Source organism: Microbacterium oxydans, from assembly GCF_000956525.1.
GTDB classification, from domain to species: Bacteria; Actinomycetota; Actinomycetes; order Actinomycetales; family Microbacteriaceae; genus Microbacterium; species Microbacterium oxydans_A.
Window position 1 is genome coordinate 41,697 of record NZ_JYIW01000023.1, and the last position, 16,230, is coordinate 57,926.

At 69.9% G+C, this 16,230-nt stretch carries 13 protein-coding genes; 5 read left to right on the forward strand and 8 right to left on the reverse strand.

Translation table 11 applies throughout. The features are described from left to right. Positions 1-13: 13 nt before the first annotated feature. The gene (locus RS83_RS07595) at positions 14-727 is read left to right on the forward strand and encodes a hypothetical protein (protein WP_045278932.1); all 714 of its coding nucleotides are present in this window, start codon (positions 14-16) and stop codon (positions 725-727) included. A gap of 7 nt (positions 728-734) precedes the next feature. Here the strand turns inward: RS83_RS07595 and RS83_RS07600 are convergent, their stop codons facing one another. After that, entirely contained in the window at positions 735-1,205 is a 471-nt protein-coding gene (locus RS83_RS07600; RefSeq protein WP_052678953.1) for a recombinase family protein, read from the reverse strand. 52 nt (positions 1,206-1,257) lie between these two features. Beyond that, positions 1,258-2,247, reverse strand: a complete 990-nt coding sequence (locus tag RS83_RS07605) for a malate dehydrogenase (RefSeq protein ID WP_045278933.1) — start codon at positions 2,245-2,247, stop codon at positions 1,258-1,260. Positions 2,248-2,299: 52 nt separating this feature from the next. Between RS83_RS07605 and RS83_RS07610 the strand changes: the two genes are divergently transcribed. After that, a complete protein-coding gene (locus RS83_RS07610) occupies positions 2,300-3,181 on the forward strand; it encodes a neutral zinc metallopeptidase (RefSeq protein ID WP_045278934.1) in 882 nt (293 codons plus the stop codon). 24 nt (positions 3,182-3,205) lie between these two features. On the opposite strand, the gene RS83_RS07615 is transcribed toward RS83_RS07610, so the two are convergent. From RS83_RS07615 to RS83_RS07625, 3 genes are all read right to left on the reverse strand, one after another. Beyond that, positions 3,206-5,041 (reverse strand): aldehyde dehydrogenase family protein, encoded by a 1,836-nt coding sequence (locus tag RS83_RS07615; RefSeq protein WP_045278935.1) that lies wholly within the window; start codon positions 5,039-5,041, stop codon positions 3,206-3,208. A 162-nt stretch (positions 5,042-5,203) separates the two neighbouring features. Continuing rightward, positions 5,204-6,568, reverse strand: a complete 1,365-nt coding sequence (locus RS83_RS07620) for an MFS transporter (protein WP_045278936.1) — start codon at positions 6,566-6,568, stop codon at positions 5,204-5,206. 28 nt (positions 6,569-6,596) lie between these two features. Then, positions 6,597-6,860, reverse strand: coding sequence for a glutaredoxin family protein (locus tag RS83_RS07625; RefSeq protein WP_045278937.1), 264 nt, complete (start codon positions 6,858-6,860; stop codon positions 6,597-6,599). 117 nt (positions 6,861-6,977) lie between these two features. On the opposite strand from RS83_RS07625, the gene RS83_RS07630 reads away from it, so the two are divergent. Further along, on the forward strand, positions 6,978-7,367 hold the full coding sequence (locus RS83_RS07630; protein ID WP_045278938.1) for an SIP domain-containing protein: 390 nt from the start codon (positions 6,978-6,980) through the stop codon (positions 7,365-7,367). Between the two features lie 15 nt (positions 7,368-7,382). Here the strand turns inward: RS83_RS07630 and RS83_RS07635 are convergent, their stop codons facing one another. Further along, positions 7,383-7,838 (reverse strand): adenylyltransferase/cytidyltransferase family protein, encoded by a 456-nt coding sequence (locus RS83_RS07635; protein WP_045278939.1) that lies wholly within the window; start codon positions 7,836-7,838, stop codon positions 7,383-7,385. A gap of 183 nt (positions 7,839-8,021) precedes the next feature. Here RS83_RS07635 and RS83_RS07640 point away from each other — a divergent pair, with 183 nt between their 5' ends. Next, positions 8,022-9,212 (forward strand): glycosyltransferase, encoded by a 1,191-nt coding sequence (locus RS83_RS07640; protein ID WP_045278940.1) that lies wholly within the window; start codon positions 8,022-8,024, stop codon positions 9,210-9,212. Between the two features lie 175 nt (positions 9,213-9,387). After that, positions 9,388-12,204, forward strand: a complete 2,817-nt coding sequence (locus RS83_RS18740; protein WP_052678955.1) for a right-handed parallel beta-helix repeat-containing protein — start codon at positions 9,388-9,390, stop codon at positions 12,202-12,204. 32 nt (positions 12,205-12,236) lie between these two features. On the opposite strand, the gene RS83_RS18240 is transcribed toward RS83_RS18740, so the two are convergent. Together RS83_RS18240 and RS83_RS18245 are read right to left on the reverse strand one after the other, a co-directional pair. Further along, positions 12,237-13,910, reverse strand: a complete 1,674-nt coding sequence (locus RS83_RS18240) for a polysaccharide deacetylase family protein (protein WP_052678957.1) — start codon at positions 13,908-13,910, stop codon at positions 12,237-12,239. Beyond that, complete coding sequence (locus RS83_RS18245) at positions 13,907-16,120, reverse strand: glycosyltransferase (protein ID WP_052678958.1); 2,214 nt, start codon at positions 16,118-16,120, stop codon at positions 13,907-13,909. Before RS83_RS18245 ends, RS83_RS18240 begins: the two co-directional genes overlap by 4 nt. Positions 16,121-16,230: the final 110 nt, after the last annotated feature.

A 16,230-nucleotide genomic window follows, 5' to 3' on the forward strand; every position in this document is an offset into this window, starting at 1 on the left:
CGGATGGTGACGGATGCGCGGTGAGTGGAAGCGCGGACTGATGGCGGCAGCTGCCGTCGGATTGGTGATGACGATGACGAGCTGCGGTTCTGCGACAGCCCCCGAGGGCGACGAGCTGTATCGCGACGGGGAGAAGAACTACGTCGCCTATGCCACGGTCATGCACTCCGTGATCATGGCGATCCACGAGGGTGACTGGGTCGTGGATCAGGGAGCGTTCGGGGCGACACCGATTCCCTGCCGCATCGGAGGCGAGGTCTCGGGGTACACGTTCTCCTGGGTACGCGTGCTCGAGCCCGCTGAGGAGATCGACGTCGACGCGGTCGTCGCTGCCGCGACGTCAGCCTTCGAGGACGCGGGTGTGGAGACCGAGACGGCCCGGTTCGGAGAGGGCGAACGGCAGGAGGTGAATGTCATCGGCACCGGCGGAGACGTCGGTCGGGGTGTCGTGACGATCCGTCCTGGTCGCAACCAGATCTCGGCATCGGCGACCCCTGGGTGCATGCCCGGTGACGCGGCCGATCTCTCCGACATGGTCTTCGGCGAGCTCGCCTACGAGGGGGCGTCGCTCCGTTTTCCCGCGTTCGAGGGACCGGGGTGGCAGCCGCGGTTCTACTTCCCGAAGGAGGGGAGCCCGGTGTACTTCAACGCAGACGGCACGCCGATCGAGCCGCAGCCGACGACGACCGAGTACCCCGTGGCGCCGTACGGGGAGTCGACGCCCTGACCCGAGGTCAGCGGATCGCGTCGGCGAGGTGCCGCGCGTTGTGATTCAGCACCTTCACCATCACGCCCTGGCGGCGGAGGTCGGAGACCGTGCGGGCGCCTTCTTCGGCATCCCGACCCAGCGCGTTGATGTTCGCGACGACGAGCACGTCGCCTCGACCGAGCGTCGAGATGAGGCGCGTGAGTCGGTCGCTCCAGGACTCGAGGATGTCGGGTGCCGGGTGACGGAACCCCGCGATCGGCACGCCGAAGCGGGTCAGGTCGTCGCGCTGCTCGACCACGGACGGCATGCCCTCGCGGGAGACCACGAGACCGACCAGCCGTGACCCGTCAGGGCGGGCGAGCCACCAGTCGCGATTCTGCTGCAGCTCGGTGAAGCACTTCGGGCACTCGGCCGCCGCGTGCGGCAGGTGCAACGGGCTCGTCAGGGCATCATCGACGGATGCCGTCGCCTTCATCGGATCGATCGTCTCGCTCATCGCGCACCTCCGTCTCCATTGTGCCCTGTGCGGAGCCGTGCTGCGAGCGATCTCACAGCAGGCCGAGCCCCCGCACGGTGTCGCGCTCCTCGAGCAGCTCCGCCACCGAGGCATCGATGCGCTGACGCGCCCAGTCACTGACCTCGAGGCCTTCGACGATGCGCCACTCGCCGTCGACCGAGGTCACCGGGAATGAGGAGATCAGGCCCTCAGGCACGCCGTACTCGCCATGGGAGGCGACGGCTGCAGAGGTCCAGTCGTCGGTGCCGCGCACCCAGTCGCGCACGTGCTCGATCGTCGCGTTCGCGGCCGATGCCACGGACGACGACCCTCGGACCTGGATGATCTCGGCGCCGCGTTTGGCGACCCGCGGGATGAAGATGCTGTCGAGCCAGTCCGGCACGTCGTCGACGAACGCGCGCAGTGCCTCCATGACCGGCGCCCCGCCGACGGTCGCGTGCGAGACGTCGGGGAACTGCGTCGCGGAGTGATTGCCCCAGATCGGCACCCGGCTGATCGTGGACACGGGCGCACCGAGGATCTGCGCGAGCTGCGCCCGAGCCCGGTTCTCGTCGAGCCGCGTGAGCGCGCTGAAGCGCTCGGCGGGGACGCCGTCAGCGGATGCCGCCGCGATCAGCGCGTTCGTGTTCGCCGGGTTGCCGACCACGGTGACCCGCACGCCGGGTGCGGCGTTCGCCGCGATCGCGGCGCCCTGCGGTCCGAAGATCCCCGCGTTGGCTGCGAGCAGGTCGCCGCGCTCCATGCCGGGGCCGCGGGGCCGCGCGCCGACGAGGAGGGCGAGGTCCGTGCCGTCGAAGCCCACCGCCGGGTCGTCCGTCACCTCCACGTGCTCCAGCAGATCGAAGGCGCCGTCCTGCAGCTCGAGGGCCGCACCCTCCGCGGCGCCGAGTCCCTGCGGGATCTCCAGCAGCCGCAGCCGCACCTTCTCGTCTGGGCCGAGCATGTCTCCTGCCGCGATCCGGAAGAGCAGGGCGTAGCCGATCTGTCCGCCGGCACCGGTGAGGGTGATCGTGGTCGTCATGCCCCGAGCCTACGACCGATCGGGGGTCCTGGTCCGGAGTACTCTCTGTCTCATGACCTTCAATCCCGACGCCGACCTCTCAGGCAACACGACGCGTCGTCGCGGACGCACCGCCGCGATCGCCGGCGGCGGCGCCGTCGGCGTGCTCGGCATCATCGCACTGATCGCAGGACCGCTGCTCGGCATCGACCTGACGCCCCTGCTCGGCGGCGGCACGCAGCCGGGCGACGCGGGATCGAACGGCGGCTCGGTGATCGAGGGATGCGCGACCGGTCAGGACGCGAATGAAGACGTCGACTGCCGCATGGCGGGCGCGCAGGTCGCGCTCGACGCCTTCTGGGCCGACAACGTCGAGGGCTACCGCAAGCCGCAGATGGTCGTCGTCGACCAGGCGACTTCGACCCAGTGCGGCACGGCGTCGAATGCGGTGGGTCCGTTCTACTGCCCGCCCGACGAGGGCGTGTACGTCGATCCCACGTTCTTCTCCCTCATGCAGCAGCAGTTCGGAGCATCCGCCGGCAACCTCGCCCAGCTCTACATCGTCGGGCATGAGTGGGGCCACCACATCCAGAACATCACCGGCACCATGGCGGACTACCCGAACAACGGCACCGGCCCCGGCAGCAACGGCGTGCGGATGGAGCTGCAGGCCGACTGCTACGCGGGTGCATGGATCGGGCGGATCTCGGAACAGACGGATGCCGACGGCGACCCGTACCTGGTGAAGCCGACCGAGGCCGAACTCCGGGATGCGCTGAACGCGGCTGCCGCGGTCGGCGACGACCACATCCAGGCGCAGTCCGGCATGGTGAACCCGGAGAGCTGGACGCACGGCTCCAGCGACCAGCGTCAGTACTGGTTCGCGAACGGGTTCCAGAACGGTCTCGACGTGTGCGCGCAGGCGTTCACGCTCAGCGAGGACCAGCTGGGCTGAGCACTGCCGGGCTGCGCGCAGGGCTCAGGCGCGCAGCGCCCTGGTCAGCGTGCGGATGAGCCCGAGCACTCCGCCGGTCGCACGGAACCGCGTCAGCCCCTCGCTCACGACCGCGCCGGTGCGTGCTGAGACGAACCACGGCGGCTTCGGCAGGATCGTGAATCGGCCACCGCCGTTCAGGATCGGCAGCGAGCGGGGGAGCGGGCGGAACGGTCCGCGGATCACCGAGCGCTCGACGTCGTCGAGCAGGAGCGCGTTGTGCACCACGCCGATCCCGCTGCCGACATCCTCGATCGTGCTGCCGGGGAACGCGCCCCAGGTGAGGGTCGGGGTGATGAACCCGAACGCGGTCCAGCCGTTGATCGCGATCGAGCCGTACCGGAGCGCGGCGATCGCACGGTCGAAGCCGGCGCCGAGGGAGCGCTCCGTGGCCGGGTGGATCAGCAGGTTCGCGCCGAGCGTTCCCTGCAGCCGGTCGTTGGCGTACGCGACGGCGGCATCGAGGAACACCTGTCCGGTGCCCGCGACCGTGACCACGCCGAGCACCGGCGCGAAGTACTCGGTGTTCTGCAGCGCGGTGGCGTCGTCGTCGCTGTCGAGCTCGACCAGCACGCGGTCACCGAGCACGAGGGCATCGGGGTAGTCGTCGGTGGCGCCGTGCACGCGCGCCGGGGCCCCCGGGTACCAGGTCGGCCGTTCCGGGGCGTTGGCGTAGGCGCGACGGAGCTCCGCCCGGAAGGCATCGGCCTGCGCCCAGTCGGAGGACAGGATCACGACCTGCCCCGCGATGCAGTTGTGCCCGCTGTTCTGCAGCCGCATCGTGGCGATGTGCTCCGCGTGGTACGTGAGGTCGGCGGCCGACCACTCGCCGGGCACCACGATGATCGGCGAGACGCCACCCAGCTCCGCCGTGATCGGCTTCTGCAGCAGCGGCCGACGCCCATCTGCTCCCTCCTTGGTCGCTGAGTCCGCCCCCTGGGTCGCTGAGCCTGCCCCCTGGGTCGCTGAGCCCGCCCCCTGGGTCGCTGAGTCCGCCCCCTGGGTCGCTGAGCTTGTCGAAGCGCCCCAGACGATCGTGTCGAAGGTCGCCGCTGAGCCGGTGATGTGCACGTGGGCGATGTCCGGATGCCCTGTGAGGTAGCTGCCGACGGCCGGTCCGCCGCGCACGATGCGCACGAAGCCGGGCTCGATCAGTGGTGCGAACGCACGCTTGTAGATGGGCACGAGCGAGTCCTGCGTCGGATTGACCTTGAGCAGCGCAGTGCGGTTGTGCGCGAGCAGCTCGTAGAGCACGTCGAGCACCGGGATCGAGGTGATGTTGCCGGCACCGAGCACGAGGCCGACGCCGCCGGACTCGGTCGGAGTGCGCTGGGCGAGGCCCGCCTTGGCTCGCGCCTGGTTCGGGGTGACGCCGGGTCGGAGCCAGACCTCGCCGGTGTATCCGGAGAGCAGGAAGCTGTCGATGCCCGTCAGCGGGAATGCGTGCACGCGGGTGCGGCCGCCCTGGCCGCGCTCGACCGTGATCCCGTCGAGCGGGTTGGCGCCGCGGGCCAGACGCGCCAGCGTCTCGATGGATGCGTCGAGCGCGCCGAGCACGCTGTATGGGCCGCTGAGCCACTCCTCACCCCGGAGCGGATGCCGCGCATCGAGCCCCTTCGATGCGGCGGCGGTGTTCGCCCAGTCCTCTGCGGCCGCTGCGACACTCGTGCGCACGGCACGAAGCAGGGTGACCCGCTGCGCGAGCGTGAGCGCCGCCCAGGTGCGGGCGCCGACGTGCAGGTCGGCGATCGCGGCGTCGAGGCGGCCGGTTTCGGCATCCTCGAGTTCCGTGGATGCGGCCGGCGTGGTCACGGAAGTCATCTGCTCTCCTTCGGGCGGGGCCCCAGCTTATGCCGCCCCTCTCCACGCGCCACCTGCACCCCTGCCGAGCGGCCCCCTTGTGTGCGAACCACCCCTCTTTCGACGGCACTCAAGGGGGTGGCTCGCGCAAAAAGGGGCCGCTCGGCGAGGGGGGCGAGGGGGTCACGGGAAGTCGGAGCGTCGGAGCCGGTAGTGGTGCAGCGGAAGCAGGCTCGCGAGCATCAGCAGGGCAGGAAGGATGCTGAAGCTGAGCACGATCCCGGTGACCGCGGTGCCTGGCTGCGTGACCGTCGTGCCTGCGACCGTGGAGATGTACCCCGTCGCCGCGAGCATGAGCGACACCGCTGTGGCACCGAGCGCGAACCCCACGGTCTCGCCGGCCGTCCAGACGCCGGTGAAGGTGCCGGCCTGTCCTCGGCTGCTCGTCCGCTCATCGTGCGAGATGACATCGGGCAGCATCGCCATCGGCAGTGACTGGAGGCCGGCGTAGGCGATGCCGGCGACCGCGATCGAGGCGTACATCCAGGCGCCGGGCTGCCAGACGGCGAGCGTGAGCGACGCCGCGGCGACCGCGAAGATGATGCTCGCGATCGTGAACGCCCGTTCCTTGCCCAGGCGTCGGGCGATGAGGGTCCAGCCCGGCGTGGCGAGCAGCGCGGGACCGACCAGCGCTACGAACACGAGCGTCACCGCATCCTCAGAGCGCAGCACCCAGGTCGCGACGTACTGCGCACCGGCGAGCATGGTGCCCGTCGCGAGTGCCTGCAGCAGGAAGGTGCCCAGCAGCGCCCGGAACGGCTGACTGCGGCGCAGCGCGCGGAATCCGGAGAGGTACTGCTCACGGATGCCGACCGGTGCCGCCGCCGACATCGATGGCGCGGTGGCTGCGGCATCCGCTGTCCTGGCGGAGATCAGCATGCCGATCCCGATCGCGACTCCGGCGAGCACGCCCATCAGCAGATACCCGGTCACCTGATCGGATCCGGCCTCGCGGAGCGCCGGTCCGCCGGCTCCGAACAGCAGGATCGCAGCCGTGAGCACGACCACTCGCCAGCCGAGCAGCCTGGTGCGCTGGTCGTAGCTGGCGGTCAGTTCGGCGGGCAGCGCCACATACGGCACCTGGAACAGGCTGAACGCGGTCGCCGTGCCGAGGAACGCCAGCAGGACGCAGGCCGCCCCGGCGACCGGCCCCCAGGTCGGGGGGACGGCGAACGTCAGAGCGAAGAACACCGGCAGGGCGAACGCGCCGGTGACCATGAAGCCACGGCGGGAGGCGGTGCGCGCGAGCTGCCGGTCGGAGGCTGCACCGATCAGGGGATCGATCACGACATCCCAGATCTTCGCCGCGGTCACGATCAGGCCGGCGGCGAGCGCCGCGACACCGAGGTTGTCGGTGAGGAAGTACGTCAGCACCAGCCCGGGCAGGGTCGCATAGCCGCCGGTGCCGACCGAACCGACCGCGTACAGCGCGATCGTCCGTGCAGGAAGGCGGACTGCTGCCCGCTCGGGGCGAGCCTCGGTGCTCATCGCGCCAGTGTAGCGACGCGATGCCGTCTCAGATGAGGGAGAGTTCGCGCAGCTTCGACTCGACGTCGGCGTTGGACGGCTCGACGTGGTGCGAGGAATCGGGGTAGACGACCACGGGGATGTTCGTGCGGCCCGAGATGTCCTTGGCGACATCGGCGGCGTCGGGCTCGGCCACGAGGTCGACGTAGGTGTACTCGACACCGAGTTCGTCGAGCTGCTTCTTGGTGCGGATGCAGTCGCGGCACCAGTCGGCGCCGAACATCGTGATGGTGGATGCGTCGAGAGAGGTCATGCATCAAGGGTATGCCCGCTGACCGGGAGTGGCGTCGAGGTGACGGCGGCGCAGCATCCGGGTGGTGGAACGGATTCAAGGATTGAAGATAAGGGTAGCCTTACCTATACTGGTCCCATGAGCGCGTGCGAGCATCTGAGTGACCCGGACTGGGACAGCATCGAAGGACCGTTCCTGATCGCAGGAGATGCGGCGGATGCTGCGGCGATCGCCGGTATCGCTGCTCGACTGCCGTGGGACGCGCAGGGGACGATCGTCTTCGAGGCTGCGGCGCGGATCCAGTTCCGGCACATCGACGTCCCGGACGGCGTCGAGGTGCGGTGGCTGGTGCGCGGAGACGGCATCCGCGCGCACACCAAGGGGGAGCGGCTGGCCAACGCCGTGCACGCGTGGTGCGTCGAATGGACCTGCACCGAGCCGCCGGCGCATTGGACCGTCTGGCTCGGGCCACACACGCCGCCCCATGTGGCGCGTATGGCCCGAAGCCTGCTCGGCGTCGCGACGTGATCGCGACGCCCGCGTTCAGCGGCTCGCGACCAGTGCCGGCGGGTTCGCCGCAGCGGTGATCGCATCGAGGGCGCGACGCAACGACGAGCTCGACGTGTGCGCGGTGTACGGGAAGTACACGACCTCGACGCCCACCTCTGCGAAATCGCGCTCGAGGCGGAGGCCCTTGTCGGTGCCTCGCCAGTCGTCGCCCTTGAAGAAGTGCGTGAAACGCACGTCTTCCCAGGCATCCATCTTCGACGGACTCGTCTCCACGTAGACGTCATCGACGAAGGAGATGTGACTCACGATCTCCGCGCGCTCAGACGTCGGGATGACGGGCTCGATGCCCTTCACCTGACGCAGCATCTCGTCGCTCACGACACCGGCGATCAGAACGTCGCAGTGCTGCTTGGCATGACGGAGCAGGTTCAGGTGTCCCACATGGAACAGGTCGAATGCCCCAGCGGCATAGCCGATACGCGTAGCCATGATCTCCCCAGATCAGTACTTCCCCAGAAGGCGGATCCCCATCCACCCAGCGACTCCCACAGCCGCATCGGCCCAGCCTAGCGGATCCGGCACGCCCTGCGCGAGTCCTTCCTCGGCGGGCGCTGCCGCTGGCGGATGGTTTCTCAGGCACAGGATCCCGTGCGACGATGGTGCCGCGGACTGATGCACAGGGGAGGGCGGCGCGTGGGGACAGCGGTCACGGTCATCGTGCCGACCTTCAACGAACGCGACAACGTCGCGGAGCTCGTGGCGCGCACAGCCGCCGCGCTGCACGGCCGTGATGCCGAGATCCTGTTCGTCGACGACAGCACCGACGATACGGCGAGCGAGGTGGCTCGCGTCGCCGTGGGCGCTGCGGTGCCGGTCCGCGTGATCCATCGCGACGACAACGTCGGCGGACTCGGCGGCGCGGTCGTGGTCGGCCTGAGGGCCGCGGCATCCGACGTCTGCATCGTGATGGACGGCGATCTGCAGCATCCGCCGGAGCTGCTCCCCGCGCTCCTCGAACGCTACGAGGCGGGGGATGCCGATGTCGTCGCCGCCTCGCGGTATGTCGGCGGCGGGGACACGAGCGGGCTCGGCACTGCAGTGCGCTTCGGGGTCTCCCGTGCGGCGACCTGGCTGACCAGGGCCATGTTCCCGATCCGGCTCGCGAACAGCACCGACCCGATGACCGGCTTCTTCCTGGTGGACAGCGCGCGACTCGACGTCGAGTCGCTCAAGCCGCAGGGGTTCAAGATCCTGCTCGAGATCCTCGCCCGCACCGATCTGCGCATCGCCGAGATCCCGATGGAGTTCGGCGAGCGACGCCACGGCACGTCGAAGGCGAGCCTGCGGCAGGGCGGCACCTTCATCGCCCACCTGGCGCGGCTGCGGTTCGGGAAGATGTCGCTCTTCGCGATGATCGGCGTGATCGGCGCCGTGGCCAACCTCGGCATCATGTGGGTGCTGACCCTGGTCGGTGTGCCCTACGTCTGGGCTGCGATCATCGGCGCCGAGGTCACCATCATCGGCAACTTCCTGCTGCAGGAACGATTCGTGTTCGCCGACATGCGCACCGATGCCCGCGGACTCGGCGCCCGATTCGCGACCTCGTTCACGTTCAACAACGTCGAGGCGGCTGTGCGCATCCCCGTGATGGCGCTCATGGTCGAGACCTGGCACATCTCCAGCGTGCTGGCCACCGGCGTCACGCTGGTCGTGGCGTTCTTCGCCCGATTCCTGTTCCATTCGCTGGTGGTCTACGCGCCCAAGCGGCGCCGAGGACCTGCCGGTGAGCCGCCCGTCGACACGGCCACGCTGCGTGTGATCCGGGCGATCGACGCCGAGGCGATGCGGCCGGGCGAGCTGTAACGAATCTGGAGCGTTTCCAGCTTCATGGGGTATGGTGCCCAGCGGGGAGGGACCAGAACTCGAGTGGTTCCCGCAAGAACACGGTCGCATCGGTGACGCCGACGCGACGGTGACGGATCGCCCGAGCTCGCTGTCAGAAGCACGATCCCCCACGAAAAGGCCCGGGCTCCCCCACATGACTTCGTTCCACAAGGTCGCGCTCCAGCGATCGTCGAACCGTCCGCACACCCCTCGATCGATCTGGACCGCGATGACCGTCGCGCTCGTGGCCGGCGCACTCGCCGTCCCGTCGGCCGCAGCCGCTGCCGTCGATGCATCGGTCCCCGAACCCGCCAGCGCACTCGCTTCCGCGGCGGCGCAGACCACGACGGATGCCGATGGCTCCGAGACCTGGACGGACACGTTCACCCGCTCGACGACCGGAGGGTGGGGCGACGGCTACGTCTCCTCACCAGCGGCCGACGCCTCCGTGAGCGACGACGCCGGCGTGATCGCCACCAGCGGCGGACACCGGAGCATCCACGTCGCGACGACCGCGACGGCGACGGACGCGACCGTCGGTGCGACGATCCGTTACTCCGCGGTGCCGACCTCCGGGTACGGCGCGACGACCATCGTGACCACGCGCAACAGCGACTCCGGCTACTACGGTGCCCGATTCCGGCTCGACACCCAGTCGCGCGGCGTGCTCTCGATCGGCCGCTACGACGCGAACGACACCCAGACCGTGATCCGGCAGGACCTCCTCCTGATCGGCGAGGTGCCTGAGGGCGCCGCGGTTCGGGTGGAGATCGAGGCCGACGGAACCGACGATGTCACCGTGCGAGCGCGTGCCTGGATCGTCGGCACGGAGACCCCGGACTGGCAGATGACGGTGACGGACGGATCTGCGGATGCGGTGCGGACCGCGGGGACGCCCGGTATCCAGACGTACATGTCGCCGGGCAACCAGCCCCTCGCCGTGAATGTCGATGAGCTCAGCGTGAGCTCCGACGACCTGCAGCCCGCCCCCGAGCCGGTCCCGACGCCCGTGCCGGAGCCCACCACGGCCCCGGAGCCGACGCCGGTGCCGACCCAGGAGCCCACGCCGACCGCGACTCCCACCCCGACCCCGAAGCCGACCGTCACTCCGACGCCAACTCCGACGCCGAACCCGACGCCAACGCCGAACCCGACGCCAACGCCGACGCCGACGCCGACCCCGACGCCGACCCCGACTCCCACCCCGACCCCTGAGCCGGAACCGACGACGCCCCCGGTCATGCCGCCGGTGACTCCTCCGACGACGCCGCCGACGACGCCGCCGGTCACGCCGCCGACGACGCCGCCGGTCACGCCCCCGGCGTCAGGCAGCGGCACGGCCGGGTCGATTCCGGTCGGTCAGACGTCGTACGCCGCGCCCGCCGACGCGATCTACGTCGTGCCGGACGGCACGCGCAGCTCGGGCAGCGGGACCAAGGCGAACCCGGTGGCGGGTGCGCAGCGAGCGATCGATGCGGCCCCCAGCGGTTCGACGATCGTGCTGCGCGCAGGTGTGTACCGCGAGAGCGTCTCGGTGCCGTTCCACAAGAAGCTGACGATCCAGTCGGCACCCGGCGAGGCGGTGTGGCTCGACGGTTCCAAGCCGGTCACCGGCTGGTCGCAGTCAGGCAATACCTGGGCCGCGGCGTGGGGCACCTTCTTCGACAGTCGTGTGTCGTTCAGCGCCGGTCAGGATGAGACGAGCTGGTGGGTCAACGGCTCGAACCCGCTGGCCGGTCACCCGGATCAGGTCTGGTTCGACGGTGCGCCGCTGACGCAGGTCGGCAGCCGTTCGGACGTCACCGCCGGCACCTTCTTCGTCGATCAGGGCGCGAAGCAGATCATCGTCGGCAACGACCCCGCTGGTCACACGGTCGAAGCGAGCGCACTCGCCAAGGCCCTGAAGATCCAGGGCGAGGGGACCACCGTCCGTGGCATCGGCGTGCAGCGCTACGCCACCACCGTGGCGATGCTGGGCGCTGTGAGCGCCGAGGTCGACGGGCTCACCCTCGAGAACATGGTGATCCGCGACAACGCGACGGTGGGACTCTTCGTCTGGAACGACGACAAGACGCTTCGCAACCTCACCGTCACCGGCAACGGACTGCTCGGCATCGCCGTCAACGACTCCGACAACCTCACGCTCGAGAGCTCGCTCGTGACGGATAACAATGCCGCGAAGTTCAACTACACGCCGGTCGCGGGCGGGGTGAAGATGTCGCGGGCGTCGAACGTGACCGTCACGGACAGCATCATCTCCGACAACGTGGGTTCAACCGGTCTGTGGTTCGACGTCTCGAGCTCGAAGCTGAACATCACGAACAACGTGTTCGAGGGCAACGGTCGTGAGGGGCTCGAGATCGAGCTCAGCCAGACCGCGACGGTCGCAGGCAACTACATCATCGGCAACGGCAACAGCGGGGTGTTCGTCTTCGACTCGGGCGACGTCGACATCTGGAACAACACGATCGTCGACAACGGACGGACGATCACCTACATGCAGGACGAACGCCGGCAGGAGGTCCGGAGCATCAGCTCGCTGATCCCGTGGATCACCAGCGATGTCGTCGTTCGGAACAACATCCTCTCGTACGGCGGCCAGGCGTGCCCGATGCTCGTGCAGGACCTGACCAACAGGTGGACCGGCAGCCAGTTCGGGATCACGCAGGATGCGAACCTGTATCACCGGTCATCCGCATCGTCGCCCGCGAACTTCGCGTGCTGGGCGGATGGAGCGAACGGCACCCGTGGCATCACCACGATCGAGGAGTTCCGGGCGCTGACCGGCAACGACACGAAGTCGGTGCTGTCGGAGGGAGCACCGATCGTGGATGCCGCGACGTGGCAGCTCACGAAGGCGATCCCCGGCGTGGGTGCATCGGCGCTGCCGGGGAAGCTCGCTGATCTGCTCGGCGTGTCCCTGCAGACCCGCGCCGTCGGTGCGCCGCACGCACCCGTGACCGCCCGCTGACCTCGTCGGCTGACGATGCCCGAGCGGCGTCGTCAGCCGACGAGCACCATCCGACGGCGCAGCCGACCCGAGCGCAACGCGTTCGCCAGTGAGACCGCCTGCAGTCCGCGTCGCTCGTACTCGTCGAGGACGTCGGAGATCAGCGCCACGCGGTCGAACCGTGCGATCTCGGGGTCGTCGACGCCGTCGGCTGCCCCGGCGCGGGAGTCGTGGGCGAGCACGATCGCTCCGGCTTCGATGCCAGAGGTCGCCCTGGCGAGACGCTCGGTATGCGGGGCGTCGCGCCCGTCGAGCACGCTGGTCGTCCAGAGCACCGGGGTCATGCCGGCGCGGCGGACTGCGCGCCAGGTCGAGGGGTTCAGCGCACCGTACGGGGGACGGTACCAGCGGACCGGTGCCGCAGCCAGCTGCTCGAGTTCTGTGCGGGACTTCTCGAGCATCCGCAGGGCATCGGCACCGGTGTACGACGTCAGTCGCCGGTGATCCGCCCCGTGCAGCGCGACCTCATGCCCCTCGGCGACGATCCGTCGGAGGAGGTCGGCGTGCGTGCCGGTGCGGGTGAGGAGGACGAAGAACGTCGCCGTCGCTCCTCGCCTGGCGAGCTCGTCGAGGATGCCGGGCGTCCACTCCGGGTCGGGGCCGTCGTCGAGCGTGAGGACGACGACCCTGTGTGTGGTGCCGACGCTGACGACGGAGCGGAAGACCGGGGAGATGCCGCGCACGACGCGGCGCAGCGCGGCGCGAGCACGACGCGCGCCACGACCGTGGACGGCATCGCGCGCGTATTCCGGTGCGGCAGCGCCGAGCGCGCCCTGCACGAGCCCGATGCCGCGCTGCACGTCACGCGCACCCCTGGCACGGCGCTCGAGCGAGCCTGAAAGCATCCCGACCACCCGTCGTACCGTGCCGCGGGCGGACCAGCCGACGCCCTTGATCAGGTTGCGCACCCGCGAGCGTGCTCGACCCACCGCACCGTGCGCCATGCGCAGCTCGATCACCGACTGTGTCTGCCCGTGATGCCGCGCTCGCGCGAGGGCGAAGCGCCGAGTCGCGCGCTCCACCTCGAGCTCGTCCTCGGCGACGGAGGCGGGGCAGGCGACGACACGCCCGCCTGCCCGGACGATCGCACGGGTGAACAGGGTGTCCTCGCCGCCGGAGAGACCGAGCGAGGTGTCGAAGGAGATCCCTGCGGCGCGCACCTGCTCCAGGTCGAGCAGGAGGTTGCCTGCGCCCGCGGCGGGAAGCGACTCGCCATCGCGGCGGAGCGGACGGGCGAAGAGCCCCGATGCGAGCACCCACGGATCGGTGCCGGCGGGGAACTCGGTGTGCACGTGCCCGGCCACGGCGGCTGCGCCGGTGCGACGCCAGGTGTCGACGAGTGCTCGGAGCCAGTTCGCGCGGGGGACCTCGTCGTCATCGATGAACGCGAGGAGGTCGTACTCGACTGCAACATCGAGCGCGTGCTGGCGGGCCGCCGCGATCCCCGGTGTCGGCTCCGGAGCATAGGTCACTCGGATGCCGGGCGACGGTGCCGTCGCGGCATCCTGCGCGCTGCCGTCCGGGTCATTGTCGATCACGAAGACGTCGACGCTGTCGCGCTCATCGAGTTCCGCGAAGCGCGCGGGGAGCACGGCGAGGAGGCTGCTGAGACGTTCGGGCCGCCGGTAGGTGGGGATCGCCACCGCGATCCGGATGCCACCGGTCATCGACGAGCCTTCCGCAACGCCGATGCGGCGTGGAACGCCCTGGAATGTTCAGCACCGACCGTCGACCAGTCGCGTTGCGAGAGGTCGGGGGAGCCGTCGATGCCGGCCGCGACCGCCGCGCGCACGCGCGCCAGATCGGCGTCGGTCAGCTCGCCGTCGAAGAGGTGCACCCAGCGCTCGCCGACCTCGATCGCCAGCGCCCGGTTGACCGTGTTGTCAGGGACGAGGATCGCGCGTCCGACCGAGAGGGCGGCCAGCGCGGTGCCGGAGTTGTGCATGTGCCGGTACGGCAGCACGATGAACTCCGCCTCCGAGATCCGCGCCACCAGCTCGGCGTCGTCGAGGAAGCGGAAGTGGAACTCCACCCTGGCGTCGTCGCCGGCGAGACCGATCAGCTCGGCCTCCAGGTCATCGGTCGATGGGCGTCCAGCGACCGAGAGGCTCGACCCATCGGCATCCAGCGCCCTGAACGCCTCGATCAGCTGCTCCACGCCCTTGTACCGTCGGATCAGGCCGACGTATCCCATCCGGCCGTCGATCGCCTCCGGCGTCGGGTACGACGCGAACCAGTCGCGGTAGTGCCCGTGCAGGATCGTCCGCCGGGCATGACCCTCCGGGAGGGGTGTGTCGTCGTTCAGTGTGATCGTGAGGGTCGTGAGGCGGTCGACGGCGTCGAGCAGCGCGAGGTCGATCTTCGCCATGTCGGACGGACGCTCGAGGTTGTGCAGCGTCCGCACGATCGCGACACCGGTCAGGCGTGCCCTGACGAGGAACACTGCGGTCAGGATCCGTCGGGCGATGCGACCGGAGAGGCGGTGGCCACCCACGAGCAGCTCGGGCCAGTGCACGTGCAGCACGTCGAGGCGGCCGAGGATGGCGCGCTTCCAGCTGAAGAAGGACAGGTCGATGCCCGGCGTGCGGTCGAGCGCCTCGCAGAGCTGCACGAGGTACGGGTTCGTGGTCGGGCGCAGTCGTGTGAGCGACTCCATGACCGCGAGCGGCCGTCGCCGTCCGCCCATCGCCGTCGCGTACCAGTCGCCGACGATCGCGGGCAGCCGGTCCTCCGCCCACCGTCGGTGCGGGCGCCCGGGTGCCGCTGCGGAGTCGCGGAGCGTCTCGGCGAGACGATCGGGGAGGTCCGGCGCATCCGCCTGCACGACACGTGCGTTGATATCTGCGAGCGTCGGCGGCCCGCCCAGGTCGAGGCACACCACCGGCAGCCCCATCGCGCTCGCTTCGCCGACGATCCATCCCGCCTGGTCGTGCATCGACGGGAAGAGCAGGGCATCGGATGCCGCGAGAGTGTCCAGCGTCTCCTCGCGGGGCAGGTGCCCGAGGAACTCGACGCGGTCGCCCACGCCCAGCGTCTTCGCGAGCCGCTGCAGGCGCGCGCGCTCGTAGCCCTCGCCGAGGATGAGCAGCCGCCATCCGTCCGCGGCCGGCCGTGAGATGGTCTCGATCGCGAGCGCTGCGCCCTTCCAGGCGAGGAGTCGCCCTGCGAAGACAGCCGTGCGGCCGGACTCGCTGCCGCGGTGCGGCGGGATCTCCTCGGCGAACGCCGCATTCGGCTCGACGACGACACGCTTCGCCCGGCGGAATCGATGCGCGACGTCGGGGTTCTGCGCGACGACCAGCGCTGCGCGCCGTGCGGTCGCGTCGCCCCAGATCGCGCGGGGGAGAGCGGTGAGCGCGGTGCGCGCGACCTCGGTCACGGTGCCGCGCACGCCGAGCCAGCGGCTGAGCGCCCTGATCGGCACGCGGCTGGCGCCGCCGACCGGGCCCCAGACGACGGGGACGTCGAGCTTCGAGATGCCGCACGGCAACCAGTCGTTCGCGAAGCTGACGTGATGCGCGACGTCGAAGGAGACATCTGCGTGCAGTCGGGCCGCGGTCCGGCCGGCCAGGCGCTGCCACAGCGCGTAGTACCAGTAGAGGTCCCAGCCCCGTCGCTTCAGCCGCATCACGCGGGCCGGCAGGTCGATGTGCACGACCGTCACCCGTGCCGCGAGCTCCGGCGACGCGGCGAGTGCCGTCGACAGCGACTCGCGGAACCGCTCGCGGGTGAGGATCCAGACGTCGCCCGTCTCTGCTGCAGCGCGTGCGAGTGCCCAGCCGGCGGTGGCTTCCGGTCCCTGATCGGGGCCGCAGGCATACGCACTGATGAGAACGCGTGGCCGAGCGGCTCCGTTCGGAGGGTCGACAAGGGTCATTGCAGTGGTCCTCCCCTTCGCCGAGACGTCAGCGACGCTCCCCAGATGCGTGCCCCCTCGGCAAGGCATACTCTATCTGGTGGATGAGGCCCCTTTTCTTCGGGGTTCGA